The organism is Bradyrhizobium sp. USDA 4503, assembly GCF_054055815.1.
The window spans coordinates 2,120,292-2,142,053 of record NZ_JBSRXS010000001.1 but is presented as its reverse complement, the minus strand read 5'-3'; the positions used below and the strand labels follow the sequence as shown (position 1 = coordinate 2,142,053).

Annotated in this window: 18 protein-coding genes and 1 pseudogene; 15 read left to right on the top strand and 4 right to left on the bottom strand. The window is 65.4% G+C overall.

Features of this window, described 5'->3' with window-relative positions:
• Nucleotides 1–4: 4 nt before the first annotated feature.
• A complete protein-coding gene (locus ACVMIH_RS10515) occupies nt 5–1,231 on the bottom strand; it encodes a c-type cytochrome (RefSeq protein WP_456861608.1) in 1,227 nt (408 codons plus the stop codon).
• Nucleotides 1,232–1,465: 234 nt separating this feature from the next.
• Between ACVMIH_RS10515 and ACVMIH_RS10510 the strand changes: the two genes are divergently transcribed.
• The 11 genes from ACVMIH_RS10510 to ACVMIH_RS10460 all read left to right on the top strand — a co-directional run bounded on the left by ACVMIH_RS10510 (nt 1,466) and on the right by ACVMIH_RS10460 (nt 16,820).
• Nucleotides 1,466–4,957 (top strand): indolepyruvate ferredoxin oxidoreductase family protein, encoded by a 3,492-nt coding sequence (locus ACVMIH_RS10510; protein WP_456861606.1) that lies wholly within the window; start codon nt 1,466–1,468, stop codon nt 4,955–4,957.
• 288 nt (nt 4,958–5,245) lie between these two features.
• Nucleotides 5,246–6,403, top strand: a complete 1,158-nt coding sequence (locus ACVMIH_RS10505; RefSeq protein ID WP_076831315.1) for a thiolase domain-containing protein — start codon at nt 5,246–5,248, stop codon at nt 6,401–6,403.
• A complete protein-coding gene (locus ACVMIH_RS10500) occupies nt 6,403–6,792 on the top strand; it encodes a Zn-ribbon domain-containing OB-fold protein (RefSeq protein ID WP_076831312.1) in 390 nt (129 codons plus the stop codon). The genes ACVMIH_RS10505 and ACVMIH_RS10500 overlap by 1 nt, the downstream gene beginning before the upstream one ends.
• A 209-nt stretch (nt 6,793–7,001) precedes the next feature.
• Nucleotides 7,002–7,862: a MaoC family dehydratase gene (locus tag ACVMIH_RS10495; protein WP_076831310.1), complete on the top strand. Its 861-nt coding sequence runs from the start codon at nt 7,002–7,004 to the stop codon at nt 7,860–7,862.
• A gap of 137 nt (nt 7,863–7,999) precedes the next feature.
• Complete coding sequence (locus ACVMIH_RS10490; RefSeq protein ID WP_076831307.1) at nt 8,000–8,881, top strand: SDR family oxidoreductase; 882 nt, start codon at nt 8,000–8,002, stop codon at nt 8,879–8,881.
• Between the two features lie 93 nt (nt 8,882–8,974).
• Nucleotides 8,975–9,931, top strand: a complete 957-nt coding sequence (locus ACVMIH_RS10485; RefSeq protein WP_141340969.1) for a dihydrodipicolinate synthase family protein — start codon at nt 8,975–8,977, stop codon at nt 9,929–9,931.
• Nucleotides 9,932–9,933: 2 nt separating this feature from the next.
• Nucleotides 9,934–10,734: an NUDIX hydrolase gene (locus ACVMIH_RS10480; protein WP_141340968.1), complete on the top strand. Its 801-nt coding sequence runs from the start codon at nt 9,934–9,936 to the stop codon at nt 10,732–10,734.
• A 272-nt stretch (nt 10,735–11,006) separates the two neighbouring features.
• Entirely contained in the window at nt 11,007–11,915 is a 909-nt protein-coding gene (locus tag ACVMIH_RS10475) for a DMT family transporter (protein ID WP_456861604.1), read from the top strand.
• A gap of 137 nt (nt 11,916–12,052) precedes the next feature.
• Entirely contained in the window at nt 12,053–13,024 is a 972-nt protein-coding gene (locus tag ACVMIH_RS10470; RefSeq protein ID WP_456785157.1) for a Bug family tripartite tricarboxylate transporter substrate binding protein, read from the top strand.
• 148 nt (nt 13,025–13,172) lie between these two features.
• Nucleotides 13,173–15,854: a PAS domain S-box protein gene (locus ACVMIH_RS10465; protein ID WP_456861602.1), complete on the top strand. Its 2,682-nt coding sequence runs from the start codon at nt 13,173–13,175 to the stop codon at nt 15,852–15,854.
• Nucleotides 15,855–15,983: 129 nt separating this feature from the next.
• Entirely contained in the window at nt 15,984–16,820 is an 837-nt protein-coding gene (locus ACVMIH_RS10460; RefSeq protein WP_076824982.1) for an IS5 family transposase, read from the top strand.
• A 157-nt stretch (nt 16,821–16,977) separates the two neighbouring features.
• Here the strand turns inward: ACVMIH_RS10460 and ACVMIH_RS10455 are convergent, their stop codons facing one another.
• Nucleotides 16,978–17,328: a GrlR family regulatory protein gene (locus ACVMIH_RS10455; RefSeq protein WP_456861601.1), complete on the bottom strand. Its 351-nt coding sequence runs from the start codon at nt 17,326–17,328 to the stop codon at nt 16,978–16,980.
• Between the two features lie 316 nt (nt 17,329–17,644).
• Between ACVMIH_RS10455 and ACVMIH_RS10450 the strand changes: the two genes are divergently transcribed.
• Nucleotides 17,645–17,995, top strand: coding sequence for a hypothetical protein (locus tag ACVMIH_RS10450; protein WP_141340965.1), 351 nt, complete (start codon nt 17,645–17,647; stop codon nt 17,993–17,995).
• Nucleotides 17,996–18,076: 81 nt separating this feature from the next.
• Here ACVMIH_RS10450 and ACVMIH_RS10445 read toward each other — a convergent pair.
• Nucleotides 18,077–18,394, bottom strand: a pseudogene (locus ACVMIH_RS10445) (VOC family protein); the annotation flags it as partial.
• 262 nt (nt 18,395–18,656) lie between these two features.
• On the opposite strand from ACVMIH_RS10445, the gene ACVMIH_RS10440 reads away from it, so the two are divergent.
• Together ACVMIH_RS10440 and ACVMIH_RS10435 are read left to right on the top strand one after the other, a co-directional pair.
• On the top strand, nt 18,657–19,292 hold the full coding sequence (locus tag ACVMIH_RS10440; RefSeq protein WP_233475693.1) for a hypothetical protein: 636 nt from the start codon (nt 18,657–18,659) through the stop codon (nt 19,290–19,292).
• Between the two features lie 215 nt (nt 19,293–19,507).
• Entirely contained in the window at nt 19,508–20,032 is a 525-nt protein-coding gene (locus tag ACVMIH_RS10435) for a hypothetical protein (protein WP_456861599.1), read from the top strand.
• Nucleotides 20,033–20,152: 120 nt separating this feature from the next.
• Here the strand turns inward: ACVMIH_RS10435 and ACVMIH_RS10430 are convergent, their stop codons facing one another.
• Nucleotides 20,153–20,563 carry a hypothetical protein gene (locus ACVMIH_RS10430; protein ID WP_456861597.1) on the bottom strand — a complete coding sequence of 137 codons (411 nt, stop codon included), beginning with the start codon at nt 20,561–20,563 and terminating at the stop codon, nt 20,153–20,155.
• 289 nt (nt 20,564–20,852) lie between these two features.
• Here ACVMIH_RS10430 and ACVMIH_RS10425 point away from each other — a divergent pair, with 289 nt between their 5' ends.
• A complete protein-coding gene (locus ACVMIH_RS10425) occupies nt 20,853–21,716 on the top strand; it encodes a bifunctional 5,10-methylenetetrahydrofolate dehydrogenase/5,10-methenyltetrahydrofolate cyclohydrolase (RefSeq protein ID WP_456861595.1) in 864 nt (287 codons plus the stop codon).
• The last annotated feature ends 46 nt before the right edge of the window (nt 21,717–21,762 follow it).

Genomic DNA, 21,762 nt, shown 5'->3' with positions numbered 1-21,762 from the left:
ACGGCTATTTCGCCGTCCGCGCCTTGGCGACCTCGTCCGCGGTGACGGCCGGCGCCGCGTTGCCCCAGGCATTGCGGATGTAGGTCGCAACGTCCGCGACCTCCTGGTCGGTGAGCTTGGGATAGGCCGGCATCGAGCCGCCGTTCGGGGCGCGCGGCGTGGTCACGGTCTGTGCGCCGTCGAGGATGATGCGCAGCGTGCTCGCCGGATTGGCCGACTGCAGATTGGCGTTGCCGGGCAGTGGCGGATAGATCCGCGGCGCGCCGGAGCCGTCGAGCTCATGGCAGGCGATGCAGGCCCCGCGATAGATGCGTTCGCCATTGCTCATCTGCGCCGGCGAGGGCGGGGTGACTTCCGGCTCCGGCGCGCTGGCAGGCAGGCTCTTCAGATAGACCGCGATCGCGCGCACGTCGGCGTCGCGCATCTTCGAGGTCGAATTGAGCACCACCTCGGACATCAGGGGGCCGGCATGGCTGTGCCCGTTGCGGCCGCTCTGCAGATATTCGGCGATGTCAGCGACGCTCCATGATTTCAGCCCGCTGCGCGCGGCGCCATCGAGCCTTGGCGCGAACATGCCTTGCACGGTGCTGCCACTGAGCGCCTGGTCACGCCTGTCGGCGCCGAAGGCGTTCTTGGGCGTGTGGCAGGCGCCGCAATGGGCGAGGGCCTCGACGAGATAGCGTCCGCGATTCCATTCCGAACCCTTGTTCTGGTCCGGCTGGATGATGCCCGGCGTGAAGAACAGCGCGTTCCAGGCCCGCATCAGCACGCGGTAGTTCAACGGCCAGCGCAGCTCCGGCGGCGGCGCCTTGTTGCTGACCGGCGCCAGCGTCGCGAGATAGGCTCGGATCGCCAGGATGTCGTCGCGGATCAGTTTCGTGAAGTACGGGTAGGGGAAGACGGGATAATAATGCGTGCCGCTCGGCGAGACGCCGATCCGCAGCGCGCGCAGGAAATCGTCGTCGCTCCAGCCGCCGATGCCGGTATCGCGGTCGGGGGTGAGGTTCGGCGAGAACACCGCACCGAACGGCGTGTCGATCCGCTTGCCCCCGGCAAAGGGCTTTGCCGGATCGGCCGTGTGGCAGCTGGCGCAGTCGCCGGCGATCGTGAGCGCCTTGCCGCGGGCGATGACGTCGTCGGTCGGCGCGGCGGCACATTCGCGGGTCGGGAGCGCGCCGCACAACAGCGCTGCGACCAGAATCGCACCCGTCGTTCGAAATCGTCGCCGCATCCGATCACCTTCCGGTCCACAAGACGCGTTACGCCATTTCGCCGCGGGCCTGTCCTGCGACAGAAACCGAAACGGCCCTGCAATATTCCCGGCACGAAATTGCGATTTTTGAGCCACGGGCCTGGTCGCCCAGAATTGTGCTGCGCGGGCCGGAAAATCCGACATAGACTGGTTCTAACAAGCTCGGATGACTAGCTAAAAAGCAGTCGTCGCGACCAGCGAAAAGAGGGCTAAATGGGAATCAACCAAGGGCCTATCAGCCTCGACCAGAAATACACCCAGGACACCGGCCACGTCTTCATGACCGGCATCCAGGCGCTGGTCCGCCTGCCGATGGCGCAGATCAGGCGCGACCGCGCCGCGGGCCTCAACACGGCAGGCTTCATCTCCGGCTATCGCGGTTCCCCCCTCGGCGGCTACGACCAGCAGCTGTTCGCCGCCCGCAAGCATCTCGAGCAGTACAACATCAAATTCCAGCCCGGCGTGAACGAGGACCTCGCGGCCACCGCGATCTGGGGCTCGCAGCAGCTCGCCCTGTCGCCGGGCACCAAATATGATGGCGCGGTCGGCATCTGGTACGGCAAGGGCCCCGGCGTCGACCGCTGCGGCGACGTGTTCCGCCACGGCAATGCGGCCGGCTCCGCCAAGCATGGCGGCGTACTCTGCCTTGCCGGCGACGACCATGGCGCGAAATCCTCCACCGTCCCGCATCAGTCCGACCACGCCTTCATCTCCGCGCTGATGCCCTACCTCTACCCCTCCAGCATCCACGAAATGATCGAGATGGGCCTCCTGGGTATCGCGATGTCGCGCTACTCTGGCTGCTGGGTCGGCATGAAGGTGATCACCGAGACGGTCGAGACGACCGCCGAGATCGACCTCACCGACGAGATGACGCCGTTCATCATTCCGACCGATTTCGAATTGCCGCCGGGCGGCCTCAACATCCGCTGGCCCGACGACCGCTTCGAGCAGGACCGGCGGTTGCAGGACTACAAGGGCTTTGCCGCGATCGCCTTCGCCCGCGCCAACAAGGTCAACCGCATCACGATGGATTCGCCGAACGCGCGCTACGGCATCATGGCCTCGGGCAAGAGCTACGAGGACATCCGCCAGGCGTTGCGCGAGCTCGGCATCACGCCCGAGATCGCCGCCAAGATCGGCATCCGCCTCTACAAGATCGGCATGCCCTGGCCGCTGGAGCCGGAAGGCGTGCGCAACTTCGCGGTCGGCCTCGAGGAGATCTTCATTGTCGAGGAGCGCCGCGAGATCGTCGAGAACCAGGTCAAGCAGGAGCTGTTCAACTGGCGCGACGACGTGCGTCCGCGCATCGTCGGCAAGATGGACGATCACGACAAGCGCTTCCTGACCTTCGCCGCCGAGCTCAGCGTGGCCTCGCTTGCGAGCTCGCTCACCGAACGGCTGCTTCGACTTAATCTCAATCCTGAAATCGCCGAGATGCTGCGCGCCAAGGCCGACTGGTTCAACGGCCGTCAGTCGACGCAGATGCAGGCGACCGCGCCTGTCAGCCGCACGCCGTATTTCTGCTCGGGCTGCCCGCACAACACCTCGACCAAGGTGCCGGAAGGCAGCCGCGCGCTGGCAGGCATCGGCTGCCACTTCATGGCACTGTGGATGAACCGCTCGACCGAGACCTTCACCCATATGGGTGGCGAGGGCGTGCCGTGGGTCGGCATCGCGCCGTTCACCAACGAGAACCACGTCTTCGCCAATCTCGGCGACGGCACCTATTTCCACTCCGGCATTCTCGCAATCCGCCAGTCGATCGCTTCCAAGGCCAACATCACCTACAAGATCCTGTACAACGACGCGGTCGCCATGACCGGCGGCCAGCGCCACGACGGCGATCTCTCGCCGCAGCAGATCACCTTCCAGCTCCATGCCGAAGGCATCCGCGAGATCTATCTGGTCTCGGAGAATCCGGACGCCTATCCGGCCGATACGATCGCGCCCGGCGTCAAGCTGTTCCATCGCGACGAGCTCGAGAACGTCCAGAAGATGTGCCGCGACACCAAGGGCACGTCGGCGATCGTGTTCGTGCAGACCTGCGCCGCCGAAAAACGCCGTCGCCGCAAGCGCGGCCTGATGGAGGATCCGCAGCGCCGCGTGCTGATCAATCCCGCGGTCTGCGAAGGCTGCGGCGACTGCTCGGTGCAGTCGAACTGCATCTCGGTCGAGCCGCTGGAGACGGAGCTCGGGCGCAAGCGCACCATCAACCAGTCGACCTGCAACAAGGATTATTCCTGCGTGAAGGGCTTTTGCCCGTCCTTCGTCACGGTCGACGGCGGCAAGCTCAGGCGGCGCGCGCCGCCCGAGCTCGGCAGCATAGATAATCTGCCGGAGCCGGCCTCCAAGCCCGCGCTCGACCGGCCCTACAACATCGCGGTCGGCGGCGTCGGCGGCACCGGCGTGCTGACGATCGGCGCGCTGCTCGGCATGGCCGCCCATATCGAGGGCAAGGCCTCGATGATCCTCGACATGTCGGGTCTCGCGCAGAAGGGCGGCGCGGTGCTGAGCCACGTCCGGCTCTCCGAGCACACCGCCGACGTGACCTGTTCGCGCATCGTGACCGGAACGGCCGATCTGGTGCTTGCCGCCGACGAGGTCGTGGCGGCGTCGAAGGACACCATCACGCTGTGCGATGCGAGCCGCACCGTCGGCATCATCAACAGCCACGTGATCCCGACCGCGGACTTTATCCTGAACCGCGACTTCAACTTCCAGAGCCGCAAGGTCAACAGCGTGCTGGAGACCGAGCTGCGCAAGGACTCCGCGTTCTTCGACTTCACCAAGCCGGCCGAAGCGCTGCTCGGTGACTCCATCGCCACCAACATCATGATGATGGGCTTTGCCTATCAGCGCGGGTTGCTGCCGCTGTCGGCGGAGGCGATTCTGCAGGCGATCGAAGTCAACGGCGTCTCGATCAAGATGAACACCCAGGCGTTCCAGCTCGGGCGCCTGGCCGCCGCCGATCCGGCACGGCTGAGCGGCATGATGAAGGGCGACGACGAAATCGCGCCACCGAAATCGCTGGATGCGATGTCGCTGGACGAGATCATCACCCATCGCATGGCGTTCCTGACCGACTACCAGAATGCACGTCTGGCAAAGCGCTATCGCAAGCTGGTCGACCAGGTGCGCGACGCCGCCACCAAGGGCGGCTATGGCGAGGCGCTGCCGCGCGCGGTCGCGATCAACTACGCAAAGCTGCTCGCCTACAAGGACGAGTATGAGGTGGCGCGGCTGTTCACCGACGGCCGTTTCGAGAAGCAGCTGCGCGATCAGTTTGAGGGCGAGTTCAAGTTCAACTTCAATCTGGCGCCGCCGATCCTCGGCGGCGGGCTCGACGCGCAGGGCAGGCCGAAAAAGCGCGCCTTCGGTTCGTGGATGATGTCGGCCTTCAGGGTGCTGGCGAGATTCCGCTTTCTGCGCGGCACGCCGCTCGACATCTTCGGCTACAACGCCGACCGCAAGCTGGAGCGCGATCTGATCGCGGGCTACGAGAAGGATGTCGCGACCGTGCTCGGCCTGCTGTCGCCGCTCAATCACGACATCGCGGTCGAATTGCTGGCGCTGCCCGATCGCATCCGCGGCTACGGTCCGGTGAAGGACAAGGCGATCAAGGAGGCGAAGGTTCGCTACGCGCAACTCGCCGCCGACCTCGCCAACCCGCCGTCCGCGCCGCGGCAGATGGCGGCGGAGTAGGTTAGCCACAAATTCGGTGTCGTCCCGGCCTAGTGCGCAATTGCGCACGGGAGCCGGGACCCATAACCACCGCACTTTGTTGTAGCGCGACGCTGGGGCCACAGCTCACTCTCACCACACAATCCTGTGGTTATGGGTCCCGGCTTTCACCGGGACGACATCTGTGTTTTGGGCGCGCGCACTGTGCACATGCTACAGTCTCGCCTGACGGAATATTTCCGCGCTTGCCAAGGTCGCGTCGTCGGTTCAGAAAAACGCTCGAGCGAAGAAACGCCAGCGGAGAGCGATTTGACCATCAAGGGCAAGGCCTACATTGCCGGGATCTACGAACATCCCACCCGGCACGCACCCGATAAATCAACAGCACAGCTGCACGCCGAGGTCGCCAAGGGCGCGATCGAGGACGCCGGGCTCACGAAGGACGACATCGACGGCTATTTCTGCGCCGGCGACGCGCCGGGCGGGCTGTGGCCGATGGTCGATTATCTCGGCCTCAACACCAAGAAGCTGCGTCATGTCGACTCCACCGAGACCGGTGGCTGTTCCTATCTGATCCATCTCGGCCACGCCGCCGAGGCGATCGCCGCGGGCAAATGCTCGGTCGGGCTGGTCACGCTGGCGGGCAAACCGCGCACCGGCCCGATGCCGCCGCGCGCCTCGGGCGCCGAGGCCGATTTCGAATCCGCCTACGGGGCTACCACGCACAATGCCTATGGCATGTGTGCCATGCGTCATATGCACGACTACGGCACCACCTCCGAGCAACTCGCCTGGATCAAGGTCGCGGCCTCGCATCATGCGCAATACAATCCGCATGCGATGCTGAAAGAGGTCGTCACCGTCGAGGACGTGCTGAACTCGCCGATGATCTCCGATCCGCTGCATCGGATGGATTGCTGCGTCGTCACCGACGGCGGCGGCGCGATGATCGTCACGACGCCCGAGATCGCCAAGAGCCTGAAGAAGCCGCTGGTGCGCCTGATCGGCCATGGCGAGGCGATGAAGGGCCCGCGCGGCGGCAAGGATCTCGATCTGACCTACTCCGCCGGCGTGTGGTCCGGTCCGCGTGCCTTCGAGGAAGCGGGCGTGACGCCGAAGGACATCAAATACGCCTCGATCTATGACAGCTTCACCATCACGGTGCTGATGCAGCTCGAGGACCTCGGCTTCTGCAAGAAGGGCGAGGGCGGCAAGTTCGTCGCCGACGGCAATCTGATCTCGGGCGTCGGCAAGCTGCCGTTCAACACCGACGGCGGCGGTCTGTGCAGTAACCATCCCGTCAATCGCGGCGGTATGACGAAAATCCTCGAGGCTGTGCGCCAGTTGCGCGGCGAGGCGCATCCGAAGGTGCAGGTGAAGAACTGCGACCTCGCGATCGCCCACGGCACCGGCGGTCTGCTCGGCGTTCGCCACGCCGCCTCAACCTGCATTCTGGAGCGTGCGTGATGTCTGAAGCGAAGAAGTACAATGCCCCGGTGACCAACCCGGAGACCGCGCCGTTCTGGGAGGCGGCGAAGGCGGGCAAGTTCATGATCAAGCGCTGTAACACCTGCGGCGAAGCGCACTACTTCCCGCGCGCGATCTGCCCGTTCTGCTTCTCGGACAAGACGGTGTGGGAAGAGTCGAGCGGCGAGGCCACGGTCTACACCTACAGCCTGATGCGGAAGTCGCCGACCGGTCCCTATGCGATCGCCTATGTGACGCTGAAGGAAGGTCCGTCGCTGCAGACCAACATCGTCGATTGCGATCTGGAGAAGGTGAAGATCGGCCAGAAGGTGAAGGTGGTGTGGAAGCCGACCGACGGCGCCCCGCTGCCGTTCTTCACGCCGGCCTGATTTTACCCTCTCCCCTTGTGGGAGAGGGTGCCTTCGCTGAAAGCGAAGGCGGGTGAGGGGTCTCTCTCCGCGTAGAGAATCTCTCTGTGGCGCGAACCCCTCACCGAAACGAGTTTGAGACGACTGCTGGTGCTGCCCTCTCCCACAAGGGGAGAGGGCGCAGTAATGGGCACCGTGCCGTTAAGAATACATTCGGGGAGAAAACAACAATGCCGATCGTGTACGAACAGCTGATGGCCCTGAAGAATCTCGGCCAGAAATACAGCTACGCCGACCGCGACGTGATGCTCTATGCCTATGGCATCGGCCTGGGTGCCGATCCGATGGACGAGAAGGAGCTCGCTTTCGTCAATGAGGGCGTGCTGACGCCGCGCCCGCTCAAGGTGGTGCCGACGTTTGCCTCGGTCGCGGCCTGGGGCGCCGGTCCCGGCGAGATGAATCTTAACCGCGTCATGGTGGTCGACGGCGAGCGCGACATCACCTTCCACAAGCCGTTCGCGACCGCCGCGCACATCACGGCCGACTCGACCGTGCTCGACGTGTTCGACAAGGGCAAGGACAAGGGCGCGGTGATCCGCCACCAGACCGTGCTGAAGGACGAGAAGGGCGACAAGCTCGCCACGCTGGTCGCCTCGCGCTTCGCCCGCGGCGATGGCGGCTTCGGCGGCCCGTCCGACGGCCAGCCCGAGCCGCACAAGGTGCCGGAGCGCGCGCCGGACAAGGTGGTCGACATCACGACGCGGCCCGACCAGGCGCTGGTCTATCGGTTGTGCGGCGACCGCAACCCGCTGCATTCCGATCCGGAGTTCGCCAGGAAGGCCGGCTTCCCGCGGCCGATCCTGCACGGCATGTGCACCTACGGCATCACCTGCCGCGGCGTGCTGCAGACCTATGCCGACTACGATCCGTCCGCCTTCAAGCAGCACGTGGCGCGGTTCTCCTCGCCGGTGTTCCCCGGTGAGACCGTGACCATGGAGCTGTGGAAGGACGGCAATGTGGTGTCGTTCGAGGCCAAGGTGAAGTCGCGCGGCGTCACCGTGATCAAGAGCGGCAAGACGGTGCTGGCGTAGCTTTCCGTCATTCCGGGATGGTCCGAAGGACCAGACCGCAGGTGCGCAATTGCGCACCGGGGAATCTCGAGATTCCGGGTTCGCGCTGCGCGCGCCCCGGAATGACGGCAATCAAGAACAAAACGGAGAAAACAACCATGGGATTACTCGACGGCAAGGTGGCGCTGATCACGGGCGCCGGCGGCGGGCTTGGTGAAGCCTATGCGAAGCTGTTTGCGCGCGAGGGCGCGGCCGTGGTGGTCAACGATCTCGGCGGCCCGCGCGACGGCTCGGGCTCCGACAAGTCGATGGCCGACAAGGTGGTCGACGCGATCAAGGCCGAGGGCGGCCGCGCCGTCGCCAACGGCGCCGACATCTCGACCTTGGCCGGCGGCCAGTCGGTGTTCGACGACGCCATCAAGCATTTCGGCCGCGCCGACATCCTGGTCAACAATGCCGGCATCCTGCTCGACGAGACCTTCCACAAGGCCAAGGAAGCGAACTGGGACAAGGTGATGAAGGTGCATCTGAAGGGCACCTTCTGCTGCACCCAGCCGGTGTTCAAATGGATGCGTGACAATGGCGGCGGCGTCATCGTCAACACGTCCTCGACCTCGGGCCTGATCGGCAATTTCGGCCAGACCAACTACGGCGCCGCCAAGGGCGGCATCTGGGGCCTGTCCAACGTGCTGGCGATTGAGGGCCGCAAGTACAACATCCGGATATGGACCCTGGCGCCGGGCGCGCTGACCCGCATGACCGCGGACCTGCCGCGTTACAAAGAGAACCCGGGTGCGGCGCTCGGCCCGGACGGCATCGCGCCGGCCGTGCTCTATATGGTCAGCGACCTGTCCGGCGACCAGACCGGCAAGGTGCTTGGCGTCTCCGGCCCGCGCGGCGTCCGCGAGATGCGGATGATGGAAATGGAGGGCTGGACGCCGCCGTTCACGGGATGGAAGGCGGAGGACATCGTCACCCACGCCAAGGAGATCTTCTTCTCCGAGGAGGAGATCAAGAAGTCGGCGCGGCGGTTCAAGTAAGGATTGGCACCCGCGACCGCGGGACGGCTTCCCGATGCGCAATGGCGCATCGGGAAATGACGCTGTATAGAGGGCGAAACAGACGAGGCACCCATGACCAAACTCACCGCCCAGGCCGCAGGAACCTTTGCGATCGCGCCGACCCCGTTCCACGACGACGGCCGCATCGACGAGGCATCGATCGACCGGCTGACCGATTTCTACACCGAGGTCGGCTGCGACGGCGTCACCGTGCTCGGCATCCTGGGCGAGGCGCCGAAGCTCGACGCCGCGGAGGCCGAGCAGGTCGCGCTGCGCTTCGTCAAGCGCGCCAAGAAGCTCCAGGTCATCGTCGGTGTCTCGGCGCCGGGCTTTGCCACGATGCGCTCGCTGGCGAAGAAGTCGATGGATGCGGGCGCCGCCGGCGTCATGATCGCGCCGCCGCCGCATCTGCGTACCGACGACCAGATCATCGGCTATTTCAAGCAGGCGCAGGAAGCGATCGGCGACGATATTCCCTGGGTGCTGCAGGACTATCCGCTGACGCTGACCGTCGTGTTCACGCCGGCCGTGATCCGCAAGATCGTGATGGATTCGCCGTCCTGCGTGATGCTCAAGCACGAGGACTGGCCGGGCCTGGAGAAGATTTCGACCTTGCGCAACTTCCAGAAGGACGGCTCGCTGCGGCCGCTGTCGATCCTGGTCGGCAATGGCGGCCTTTTCCTCGATTTCGAGATGGAGCGCGGCGCCGATGGTGCAATGACCGGCTATGCCTTCCCCGAGCTGCTGATCGATGTCGTCAACCTGTCCAAGGCCGGCAAGCGTGATGCCGCGCATGATCTGTTCGACGCGCATCTGCCGCTGATCCGCTACGAGCAGCAGCCCGGCGTCGGTCTCACCGTGCGCAAATACGTGCTGCAGAAGCGCGGCATCATCTCCTCCAGCGCGCAGCGCAAGCCCGGAGCCGTCATCACGCCGCAGGCAAGGGCGGAGGTCGACTATCTCTTGTCCCGTGTGGCGCGCGTCGACCGTCGCGCCAATCTGCAACCGCAATCCAGTGCAGCAGGCTAATCATGACCGAGATCGTTGCCCCGCGCCTTGCGTCGACCGTGCTGCTGCTGCGTGACGGCAGCTCATCGGGCGAAATCGAAGTCTTCATGATGGTCCGCCATCACCAGATCGAGTTCAACTCGGGTGCGCTGGTGTTTCCGGGCGGCAGCGTCGACAAGAACGACAAGGAGATCGCCGCCGATCCCGCGCTCTATTCCGGCGGCGAAGGGCTCGACGGCGACGCGCTCGGCTTCCGCATCGCGGCGATCCGCGAGACCTTCGAGGAGAGCGGCATCCTGCTGGCGCGGCCGGTAGGCTCGAAAGACCTGGTCGATGCGAAGCGCGCGAACGAGATCGCGACCGCGCATCGCACGGCGCTGAACGAAGGCAAGATCAGCTTCCTGAAGGTGCTGACCGACAACGGCATGGTGCTCGCGCTCGATGCACTCGTGCCGTATGCGCACTGGATCACGCCGGAGGGCATGCCGAAGCGCTTCGACACCTGGTTCTTCCTGGCCGCCGCGCCGCCCGAGCAGCTCGGCGCCCATGACGGCAAGGAATCGACCGACTCGATCTGGGTGTCGACGCGCGAGGCGCTGGAGGGCGGCGAGAGCGGCCGCTTCAAGCTGCCGTTCCCGACCACGCGCAATTTGATCAGGCTCGGCAAGCAGCCGAACGTCGGCGCCGCGCTCGCCGACAGCAAGGGCAAGTCGATTGTCGCCGTAATGCCCGTGATGACCAAGACCGCCACCGGCCGCCAGCTCCGCATCCCCAAGGAAGCGGGGTACGATGGCGAGGTGTTCGACGTCGGGGCGCTGGGGTAGGTCCGTCGTCCTGAGAGACGTCGAGTGCGTGACTCACAGGCAGCGCTATGTCGTCCCGGCGAAGGCCGGGACCCATAACCACCGAACTGCATTGCTGCGCGACGCCGAGGCTGCAGCTTTTTCCAACAACACAACCCTGTGGTAATGGGTCCCGGCCTTCGCCGGGACGACGGGGAAGGAGAGTCGCTTCTCCACATTTCGGCTTATATCGAAATATCATCACCTCGCAGCGATGTAGCTTCCGTCTCAACCATCGAGACGGGATCCCGCCAATGACCACCGCCCCACGACAGCCGAGCATGGCCTTCGAGCTCGCCTTGCTGCTCGCGCTCGCCACCCTGTGGGGCGGCTCCTATACCTTCATCAAGCTTGGTGTCGCGACCATCCCGCCGATCACGCTGATCGCGGCGCGCACCACGATCGCGGGGCTGCTGCTGCTCGTCATCATGCGGATGCGCGGCGTATCGATGCCGGCCGATCGCGCGACCTGGCGCCGCTTCATCTTTCAGGCCTGCCTCAACAGCGTGATCCCGTGGACGCTGATCGCCTGGGGCGAGCGCTTCGTCGATGCCGGGCTCGCCACCATCCTCAATTCGGCCTCGCCGATCTTCACCTTCCTGTTCACCGCCGCGATCACCCGCCATGAGGGGGCGAGCCCGCGCAAGCTGTTCGGGGTGATATCAGGCATGGCCGGCATCTGCCTGATCGTCGGCGTCGATGCGTTCCGCGATCTCGGGCAGGGGATCGTGGCCGAGGTCGCGATCGTCGCCGCCACCATCTGCTACGCCTGTGCCGCGATCTTCAGCCGCGGCTTCAAGGAGCTCGATCCGATGGCGCCGGCGGCGGGTTCGCTGCTCGCGGGCGCCGCGATCTTCGTTCCGCTCAGCCTTGTCGTCGAGCGGCCCTGGACGCTTTCGCCGTCGACGACATCGCTCACCGCATTGCTGGCGCTTGCCGTGTTCTCGACCGCGATCGCGTTCGTGATCTACTTCCGCCTGATCCAGACCCTCGGCTCGGTCGGCACCACCGCGCAAGCTTACTTGCGGGTGCCGATCGGGGTGGCGCTCAGCGTCATGGTGCTGGGCGAACGGCTGAGCCCGACGGCGTGGATCGGCCTCGCCTGCGTCGTGATCGGCGTCGCCGCGATGACGATTCCTGCACGAAGGATCGCCACGGCCTGACGTCATCGCCGCGATGACGATTCCTGGGCGCAAGATCGCCCCGCCTGAAGTTTCGCCCGCTGAAACCGGCGCCTTGCTGCCGCCGGCCAATGCCTGCATGCTGCCCGCAACGAGACCACAGGGCGGGAAACGGGACGATGTTGCGGCGGATCAGCCTCATTGCCGGTGCGTGCATGGCGTTGCTGGCGATGGCCGGCACGGTGCGCGCGCAGGACTTCCCGAGCCGGCCGATCCGCATCGTCATTCCCTACGCGCCGGGCAGCGTCGCCGACGTGTTCGCGCGCATCATGGCGCAGGACATGCAGGAGCAATGGAAGGGGACGATCGTCGTCGAGGCCAAATCCGGCGCCAATGGCTCGATCGCGGCCGAGGAGGTCGCCCGCGCCGCTCCCGACGGTTACACATGGCTGTTGGTGACGACCTTCTTTACCGCAAGCCCGGGGCTGAACACGCAGCTGCGCTGGGATCCCGTGAAGGATTTCGTGCCGGTCGGGCAGATCTGTCTCGCCCCGAACTTCTTCATCGTGCCGACCTCGCTGCCAGTGAAGACCGTCGCCGACTATGTCGCGCTGGCCAAGGCCAAGCCGGGGACGCTGAACTACAGCCATCCCGGCAAGGGCTCGACCGGCCATCTCGGCTTCGAGCTGTTCAAGCGGCTCGCCGGCATCGACGTCACCGCGATCGGCTATCGCGGCTATCCGCAGATGGTGCCCGATATCGCGAGCGGCCTGATCACCTCGAGCTTCCTGTCGGCCAACCAGGCGCTGGCCCAGGTGCAGTCCGGCAGCATCCGGATCATCGGGGCGATCAGCGACGGCCGCTCGAAGTATTTCCCCGACGTGCCGACCATGGCCGAGCAGGGCTTTGCCGAGGCGCAGGTGACGCCGTGGTTCGGCTTCGTGGTGCCGGCCGGCACGCCGCAGCCGGTGGTCGAACGCATCAGCGGGGCGCTCGAAACCGCGCTGGCTTCCACCGAGGTGCGCAAGAAGCTAGATGTCGCCGGTTGCGACGCCCGTAGCGCGCCGCTGAGGCAGTTCGCCGATATCATCAAGGCGGACGTTGCGCTCTGGGCCAGGGTGGTCAAGGAGGCCGGCATCCCGCCGGACTGAGCCCCGCCGCCCTGTGCCGGAATCGGCCACCGGCACCCGCCCGGGGTGACGCCGGTCACACCGCCCGCGGGTTGGGCCGTGCAGCATGTTTCCCCAAAGCCCGTAATTTCCCGTATATTAGGGCGCATTGGACCCCGGCCTTGATGACATGACCGCTGAATTGCCGCCGAATTCGCAAGCGCCGCGTGCGTTCTCCCTCTCCATTGGCCAGCTCACGTTCGGCAGCTTCCTGCTGGTCCTGGCTGTGATCATCATCACATCCACCGCCAGCGTGATCGCGATCCGCCACATCGATACCACCTTCGCCGAGCTGCAGCGGCTGCAGAGTGTCGGCGACATCGCCGAGGATATCGACCGCCGCATGAACGAGCTGCGGCTCGCGGCGCGCGATTTCGTCACCGAGCCGGGCAGCCAGTCGGTCCAGGTCGCGGAGGCGGCCCAGTCGCTGAGCGAGATCCTGAAAAAGACCCGCATCAAGCTGGCGCCCGAGCAGCAGGACATGATCGACGGCGTCACCCAACGGCTGGCGACCTATCGCAACGGCATCGAGCGCATCTCGGCGCTGCTCAGCCGCCGCGCCGAGCTGGTCGCCGGGCTGCCGCCGCTGCGCGACGCCTTCGACAAGGCGGTCGCCGCGAGCAACGATGCGGCGCTGGCCAATGCGCTGTCGCAATCCCAGAGCCGGATTGCCACCGCATTGCTGGCGCACAACACGTCCGCTGCCGAGCAGGCCGCGCAGAGCATGCGGGCGATGACCATCTCCGATCCCGCGCTGCGCGGCGCCATCGATAATTATGCCGAGGCGATCATCGCGGTCTCGGTGCGCGAGGGCCAGATCGCCGACATCGACAAGGAGGTGCTCGGCGCCGAAGGCCGGTTGATCCAGAAGGTCACCGAGCTGCTCCGCGAGCTCAGCTCTCGCCGCGGCCACGTGCTGTCGCGCGATTTTGCCCGGACGCTGGCCGAAGCAAAATGGCAGAGCATCGTGCTCGGCACGGCGGGTGTGCTGATCGGCCTGTTCGCGTCGGTGTTGGTGGTTCGCCGCACCGTCCGCCCGCTCGCCAGGATCGCGGGCTCGATCCGCAAGGTCGCCGGCGGCGAGAAGAGCGCGTTCATTCCCGGCGCCGACCTCGACAACGAGATCGGCGACATCGCACGCGCCGCCGAAGTGTTCCGCCAGACCCTGGTCGACGCCGACAGCGCGCGCGAGGCTGCGCTGCGCGCGCTCGCCGAGCAGCGGCTCGCCGAGGAGAGCTACCACAAGCTGTTCGAAGCGTCGGTCGAGGGCATCTACGTCACGACGCCGGGCGGCGCGCTGCTCAACGCCAATCCGGCGCTGGCGCGGATGATGGGCTATGCCGCGCCGCAGGACCTGATCAAGGGCATCGACGACATCGCCACTACCGTCTATGTGGATCCGGCGGCGCGCGAGCAGTACCAGCAGCTGATGCAGCGCGACGGCACGGTGCGTGACTACGAGTACCAGGTGCGCGCGAGCGACGGCACCGTGCTGTGGCTGTCCGATTCGGCGACCGTCGTCCGCAACGACGAGGGCGAAGTGATCCGCTACGAGGGCACGGTGCGCGACATCACCGACCAGAAGCGCGCCGAAGACGCGATCGCCGAAGGCCGTCGGCTGTTGCAGATGGTCATCGACACCGTGCCCGCCGTCATCAACGTCAAGGACCGCGACCTGCGCTACGTGCTGATGAACCGCTACATGGCGGGAATCTTCGGCATCGAGCCGCAGGACGCGATCGGCCAGACCACCGGCGAGCTGATGTCGCGCTATGGCGCGGCGAAGACCGATGAGAACGACAAGCGCGTCCTGTCGGCGCGCCGCGAGCTCGGCTTCTATGAAGAGGAGTACAAGGACGTCGCCGGCAACATGCGGCAATGGCTGGTCAACAAGCTGCCGATCCTCGATGCGCAAGGCGAGATCGAGAACATCGTCACGGTCGCGCTCGACATCGGCGAGCGCAAGCGCTCCGAGCAGGAGATGCGCAAGGCGAGGGATTCCGCGGAGGCCGCGTTGCGCAATCTGCGGGAAACCCAGAATTCGCTGATCGAGGCCGAAAAGCTCGCCGCGCTCGGCCGCCTAGTGGCCGGCGTCGCCCATGAGGTCAACAATCCCGTCGGGATCAGCCTGACGGTGGCGTCCGCGCTGGAGCGCAAGACCGCGAATTTCGCCACCCAGGTCGAGCGCGGCGACCTGCGCCGCTCCAGCCTCAACGATTTCCTGAACACGGCGCGCGATGCCTCCTCGCAACTCGTCGCTAATCTCAACCGCGCCGCGGAGCTGATCCAGTCGTTCAAGCAGGTCGCCGCCGACCGCAACTATTCGGACCAGCGCACCTTCGACCTCGGCGATCTCACCGAGCAGGTGGTGATGAGTCTGAGGCCCGGCCTGCGCAAGCACAATCTGACGCTCAATGTCGATTGCGAGCCGAACCTGATCATGAATTCCTATCCGGGACCGTATGGCCAGGTGCTGACCAATCTGTTTCTCAACGCGGTCGCGCATGCGTTCCCGGACGGCAAGGCCGGCGAGGTCGAGATCCAGGTCCATGCCGCCGGCGGCGACAATGTCGAGGTGATCTTCGCCGACAATGGCTGCGGCATGAGCCTCGACGTGCGCCGCCGTGCCTTCGATCCGTTCTTCACGACGCGGCGCGATCAGGGCGGCACCGGGCTCGGCCTGCACATCGTCTACAGCATCGTCACCACGCGGCTCGGCGGCCGGCTCTCGCTGGATTCCGCACCGGGCAACGGCACACGCATCCAGATGATCCTCCCGCGCGTCGCGCCGCTGGAGCAGGCCGCGGAATAGCGCGAAGCGTAGTGGCCAACCACGCGTTTGCTCTCGATCCGTCATCCTGAGAGCCTGACTGAAAAATGGGTGAGTGATCTCAGTGGGGTGTGATTCCATCGGATTTGCAAAGATTCGAGGGAGAGCACGATGCCCTGGACCAAGATCACTCGGGAGCAATATCGGCGGGACGATCTGCGTTATGCAAGCGATATGACCGATGCGGAGTGGGCGGTGATCAGACGCCTGTTGCCGCGAGCGAACCGGCGCGGCCGGCCGCGTAAGACGGAGCTGCGTCGTGTGATCGAAGCGATCCTCTATATCGTTTCGACCGGCTGCCAGTGGCGGGCGTTGCCGCAGGAGTTCCCGCCCTATTCGACGGTGCAGGGCTATTTTTATAGATGGCGGGATACAGGCCGGTGGCAGAGGATTGTCAGCGTGCTTGTCCGCCGGGCGCGAAAAAAGCTTGGACGGACACCGAAGCCGACGGCAGCCGTGATCGACAGTCAAAGTGCGCCAACCACCCAAGCTGGCGGACCGCGCGGCTACGATGCAGGCAAGCGCATCTACGGCCGCAAGCGGCACATTGTGACGGATACCAATGGCCTCCTCCTTGGGGTTCATGTTCATCCCGCCAACGTTCAGGACTGCCATGGCGCCGTACCGCTGCTGAAGAACGTGCGGATGAACTTCCCCCGGCTGCGCCACGTCTTTGCCGACCGGATCTACCGCGGAAATCAACTCCTCGACGCGCTCTCAGACTGCGGTCCATGGACTGTCGAGATCGTCGAGCGGCCTCAAGGCGTCAAAGGCTTCCAGCTTCTGCCGAGGCGGTGGGTGGTTGAACGCACATTCGCTTGGTTCGGCAGATGCCGCCGCCTCGCCAAGGACTTCGAGGCGACGGTGGCAACCGAAGCTGCCTGGCTGCTGATTGCACACATCAGGCTCCTGACCCGCAGACTCGCGGCTGCAGCTAAGGTTGGGTGATTTATGAGTCAGACTCTGAGGAGCGGCGAAGCCGCGTCTCGAAGGATGCACGGCCCGGCTCGTGGCCGTCGATCCTTCGAGGCTCGCTGTGCTCGCGCCTCCAGCGACAAAGGCGAAGCCTTTGCGCGGGGATGACGGGTCTAATGGTTTCAAACCGCTAATTGATATCCGCGAGCTTGTGCAGCGTGGCGCCGAAGATCAGGCTCGCCTTGCCGACCAGCGCGGTCCCGCTCATGGTGCCGCGGGTGTCGGTGAAGGTGCCGGAGACGCCGATGCCGACGGGCGCGGGCCCGCCGAACAGTGGGTTGTCGGTGTCGCGCGGCGTCGTGTGGCGTTGCACAAGGATTTCGCCCTTGAAGGCATCGCCCTTCACCGTGTAGCTGCCGGTGTAGTAAAGATAGGCGTCGCCGCCCAGTATCTGGCCGTCGCGGAAGAGAATGACGCCGCTGCCCTTGCCGATGCGACCGTCCAGCAGGGTGACGTGAATTGAGTAAAGTCCGTTCTTCATGACGTCCCGATTGCTGGCCGCCGCGCCCATGGCAAGCCAGTTGGTTTTTTATGCCAAAGCGAGCAACCTCGTGCAATGCGGCAGGTTGATTCCCGGGTGTCCCGCGTTCGGGTGACCCTCGGTTCCTGCCAGGCAGTGTGACGGCGCAATGACAGCGGACCGTACGCGCGAATCAAAGTGGCCCGCGAAATGCATAGCTCTGATTGCACTGGCCGGTGAGTGCTGGAGCAAACACATGTCTGACTGGATTGAATCCGGCGGCCATTGGGCACGCCCTCGCAGGCTCAATGGAACTTCGGCCCGTTATGCGGGCCACATGATCGCATCCCTCGTGCTGATAACGCTGGTGTTGGTCGCGGCCATGCGAATCGCGCAGGCGCGCGATCCCGACGGCCGCTACGCCAATTCGCCGCTGAAGGAGTGGTTCGACGGACTGCGCAGCGGCAAAGGGCCGTGCTGTTCGGATGCCGACGGCACAGCGGTCAGCGATGTCGACTGGGAATCCAAGGACGGGCACTATCGTGTGCGCCTCGACGGGGCGTGGATCGATGTCCCCGACGAGGCCGTGGTCACCGAGCCCAACCGGGTCGGTCGCGCCATGGTCTGGCCGATTCCCAGCTACATGGGCGTGACGATCCGCTGCTTCATGCCCGGCAGCATGACTTAGCGCCGCACGCGTGGCTCAGACGTATTTCTGATCGCGCTCGAGCAGTTCGATCGAGATGCCCTGCGGGCCACGGATGAATCAGATCCGCACGCCGGGACGGATCGTGGTCGGCTCCTTGGTGAATTCGACGCCCTTGGCCTTGATCTCGGCCGCGACCGCGTCGATGTCCTTCACCGTGAGCCCGAAATGATCGAGCCCCTGATAGGGCGTCACCGGCGCGGCGTTGACGCCGTCGCCCTGGGTCACCTCCGCAATGAACACCCTGGCGCCGCCGAGCTGGACGTCGATGCGGCCGGGGCCGCGGATGATCTCGCCGCCGAGAATGTCGCGCAGCCAGGTCGCGGTGGTCTCGGGATCGGGACTGCGCAGGTGGACGTGGTCCCAGGTGACGACAGGCATTGCGATCTCCTTGTTGTTGTCGTGCCGCTGTTCGGTGCGCGGCACTCGCTCTCGGGCGGCGCAAATCTAGCGAGCTGTTCGCTGGGATACCATCCCTCGTTATGCCTGCCCAAGATTGTCGTCCCGGAATGAAACCATTGCGGCCGTCAGCGATTGTCTTCGCGTGGCCGCTCGACCTGCGGCCGTCCCGGACGCCGCGGGGTGCGGCCTCGTCTCTGTGTGGGGGGCGGCCCGATCAGGCTGCCAGGGTGAGGGCACGACGATGCGGATCGGCTTGGCGTCGTTTCGGAGGTTGGCCGCCGGACGTCTCGGTGAAGGGGGCTTCTACGCCAGCCTGCTGCTGCCGCTGATTGCGCTCGCCGGGATCGCCGCATGGTTCATGCTTCCCGAGCCGAGCGACGCCGGGGACCAGGATGTCTGGCCGGTGTCCTCCATGATCCGCACCGCGCAGAATGCCCCGACCGGCGAGCAACCAGCCCAAATCACAAATCAGACCGCGAGGGATGCGCTTGCCGCACCGGCGGACGAGCCGACCACCGTCGGTGTGGCCATCGCTCCACAGGGGGCAGAGGAGGCCAAGCCGTCCGGGCCCGGCGCTGAAAGGTCGCCGCTGGATAAGCTGCGGATCGCCTCGCAATCGTGGCGGCGCGGCGGGCTGGGTTCGAAGGCGCTGGTCACCCTGACGCTGCGCAATGCCAATGATTTCGCCGTCAAGGATATCGAGATCGCCTGCGCCTTCATCCGCCGGGACGGTCGGCCGCTGACCGAGCGCAAGCGGCTGATCTCCGACACCATCGCCATGAAGAGCCGCAAGACTTACTCGCAAATGTTGGTCGGGTTCGTCAACGTGAACGCAAACAAGGCGAAATGTTCGGTCGTGACGGCGAGCCGCCTCTAATTCCCGGCATCTCGAAAAAGTGACCGCGAATTGACTTGTCGGGTGAACCGTAACGGCCGGACAGGAACTAACTAATAAACCAGCCGTTAGCGAACGACCCGGGAGCGCGGACAGCGTCCGGGTGATCATGCGCAGACGATGAAATCGCCCGCGCGATGACTGATGTCGTCGCGCCGAGATGAACCGCGCCCTGCTGCGCGGGGGGAGCTACCAAAATGCCTGTGGCGCGTTATTTCCTGTTCGTTGGTGGAGTGCTGCTCGCGCTGCTCTTCGTCGTCAATGCCATCGTGCCGCAGGAGGCCGTGGTCGCCGGCCAGAACCAGGGACTGTCGTCGCCGGGCGTCGACAAGACCATGGTGCGCATCAAGTCGACCCAGAAATTGCCCGAGCGGGTGGTGTACGACACCAATTTGCCGACCATTGTTCCGGCGCAGGTCAACGCGGTCGCCGCGGCTATCCCGTCGGCTACGGGCGATGCGTCGGCGCAAGCCCGCGTCCGCAATACGTTCGCCCAGTTCATTCCGCCGGAGAAGGCTGATGCGCAGAAGGTCGCGGCTGAGGCAAAATCGGCTGAACAATCGGCGCAGGCCCAGCCTCAGGCGCCGAAGAAGCGCAAGGTCGCGCGCTACCATGCCCATCCCCAGCAGCCGATGCGGCTGGCACAGCCCGGCATGTATCAGCCCTACCGCGTCGCGCAGCAGCAGCGCATGGGCTTCTTCGGCGGCTTCGGCACCTGGTAAGAAAGGGCTGCCGCAGCCGGCAATCAATCCGCCGCCGCAAACACTTGCGGCGGCTTTTTCATGTCCGCGATCAGGCGGGTGGCCGGATCCGGGACGGCGTCCGAGCGGCGCTCGCTACCTTTAGCGCGGCAGGCGCGGAATCTTGTCCGCGAAGCCGTTGTAGCAGGTCAGCCGCTCGTCCTCTTCCTTCACGAAGCGGCAATCGTTGACGCCCTTGGCCGGGGCAGCCTTCGGCTTCGGTTGCGGCTTGAAAATCTCGTCGTAGCAGATCAGTCGCTCCTTGGTGGCGTCGTCGATGTCCTGACAGGCCTGAAGCTTCTGAGCGACCGATTGAGGCTTGCCGGGCGCGGCAGGCTTCTCGCCCTTCTTGGCGGCCGACTTCTTGCCGACCTGGACCAGCGGCTTGTCGCCGACCATCGGCTGCGAGGTCGCCGCCGCCGGCTTGTCTGCGTCGGCGGGGGCCGGCGTGGTGCCTTGGGCAAGCACGGCAGCCGGGCAGAAGAGCGCCAGCGCGAGGATGATATGTCTCATGTCGAAAATGTCCGAAATGGCGTGATGACCGGAAGGATGGCGCCGGGGATCGGAAAAGCCCGGCAAGCGCCGAGACTTAACGCAAGTCTTGCCCGAATCCTACCCCCAGAGGTGACCCGCCCGGCACCGATCCACCGGCAAAAGTGAGGGCAATTCGTCGCCGTTCGACCCGCGGGAGAGCGTGAATTGCCTTTGCCCGGCGGGGCGGCTATGACCACGCCATCTGACCATCGGGGAGCGCAGAGACTGAACGCCGCGCGCCTGGGCACCGCTTCGAAACGCAGGTGCCATGACGGCGAACATTCTCGATGGGCATGCACATGCCCAAATTGTCATCGACAAGATTGCTGGCGAACTCGACCGGCTGCCCCGCGCGCCGGGGCTTGCGGTCGTGCTGGTCGGCTGCGACCCGGCGAGCCAGATCTATGTGCAGAGCAAGGTCAGGATGGCCGAGCGGCTCGGCCTGCGCGGCGAGGTCGCACGCCTGCCGGATGATGCCAGCGAGTCCGATCTGCTTGCCGGAGTAGAGGCGCTCAATGCGCGCGACGATATCGACGGCATCCTGGTGCAGCTGCCGTTGCCGGCGCATATCGACGCCTTGCGCGTGATGGCGGCGGTCGATCCCGCCAAGGATGTCGACGGCCTGCACGCCCTGAACGCCGGCCGGCTGTTTCACGGCGATGACGCGCTGGTGCCGTGCACGCCGCTCGGCTGTCTCCGGCTGATCAAGTCGGTCCGATCAGACCTCACCGGCGCCCATGCCGTGGTGATCGGCAGCTCCAACATCGTCGGCAAGCCGATGGCCGCGTTGCTGCTGCAGGAGCACGCGACCGTGACGCAGACCCATATCCACACCCGCGGCATCAGCAGGATCTGCCGCGAGGCCGACATCCTGGTGAGTGCGGTGGGCAAGGCCGGCCTCGTGCGCGGCGACTGGATCAAGCCCAAGGCCATCGTCATCGACGTCGGCACCACGCGCGTCGAGAGGCCGGACGGCGGCTATGCGGTGTGCGGCGACGTCTCGTTCGACGAGGCGGTGCAGGTCGCCGGCGCGATCACGCCGGTGCCGCGCGGCGTCGGCCCGATGACGATCGCCTGCCTGATGGAGAACACGCTGAAGGCCGCAAAGGCGAGGGCGGCCCGGCTGCAATAGCGCGGGATGCCCGTGGCGATATGCGAGCGGCGGGTGTCGCTCGCGT

Excerpts from the sequence above, each read along its gene's own strand:
- ACVMIH_RS10455 (WP_456861601.1), bottom strand. The coding sequence starts at position 17,328 with ATGAAGAACGGACTTTACTCAATTCACGTCACCCTGCTGGACGGTCGC.
- ACVMIH_RS10435 (WP_456861599.1), top strand. The coding sequence starts at position 19,508 with ATGCCTGTGGCGCGTTATTTCCTGTTCGTTGGTGGAGTGCTGCTCGCG.
- ACVMIH_RS10425 (WP_456861595.1), top strand. The coding sequence starts at position 20,853 with ATGACGGCGAACATTCTCGATGGGCATGCACATGCCCAAATTGTCATC.
- ACVMIH_RS10500 (WP_076831312.1), top strand. The coding sequence starts at position 6,403 with ATGTCTGAAGCGAAGAAGTACAATGCCCCGGTGACCAACCCGGAGACC.
- ACVMIH_RS10460 (WP_076824982.1), top strand. The coding sequence starts at position 15,984 with ATGCCCTGGACCAAGATCACTCGGGAGCAATATCGGCGGGACGATCTG.
- ACVMIH_RS10430 (WP_456861597.1), bottom strand. The coding sequence starts at position 20,563 with ATGAGACATATCATCCTCGCGCTGGCGCTCTTCTGCCCGGCTGCCGTG.
- ACVMIH_RS10470 (WP_456785157.1), top strand. The coding sequence starts at position 12,053 with ATGTTGCGGCGGATCAGCCTCATTGCCGGTGCGTGCATGGCGTTGCTG.
- ACVMIH_RS10485 (WP_141340969.1), top strand. The coding sequence starts at position 8,975 with ATGACCAAACTCACCGCCCAGGCCGCAGGAACCTTTGCGATCGCGCCG.
- ACVMIH_RS10440 (WP_233475693.1), top strand. The coding sequence starts at position 18,657 with ATGCGGATCGGCTTGGCGTCGTTTCGGAGGTTGGCCGCCGGACGTCTC.
- ACVMIH_RS10450 (WP_141340965.1), top strand. The coding sequence starts at position 17,645 with ATGATCGCATCCCTCGTGCTGATAACGCTGGTGTTGGTCGCGGCCATG.
- ACVMIH_RS10490 (WP_076831307.1), top strand. The coding sequence starts at position 8,000 with ATGGGATTACTCGACGGCAAGGTGGCGCTGATCACGGGCGCCGGCGGC.
- ACVMIH_RS10480 (WP_141340968.1), top strand. The coding sequence starts at position 9,934 with ATGACCGAGATCGTTGCCCCGCGCCTTGCGTCGACCGTGCTGCTGCTG.
- ACVMIH_RS10475 (WP_456861604.1), top strand. The coding sequence starts at position 11,007 with ATGACCACCGCCCCACGACAGCCGAGCATGGCCTTCGAGCTCGCCTTG.
- ACVMIH_RS10495 (WP_076831310.1), top strand. The coding sequence starts at position 7,002 with ATGCCGATCGTGTACGAACAGCTGATGGCCCTGAAGAATCTCGGCCAG.
- ACVMIH_RS10465 (WP_456861602.1), top strand. The coding sequence starts at position 13,173 with ATGACCGCTGAATTGCCGCCGAATTCGCAAGCGCCGCGTGCGTTCTCC.
- ACVMIH_RS10515 (WP_456861608.1), bottom strand. The coding sequence starts at position 1,231 with ATGCGGCGACGATTTCGAACGACGGGTGCGATTCTGGTCGCAGCGCTG.
- ACVMIH_RS10510 (WP_456861606.1), top strand. The coding sequence starts at position 1,466 with ATGGGAATCAACCAAGGGCCTATCAGCCTCGACCAGAAATACACCCAG.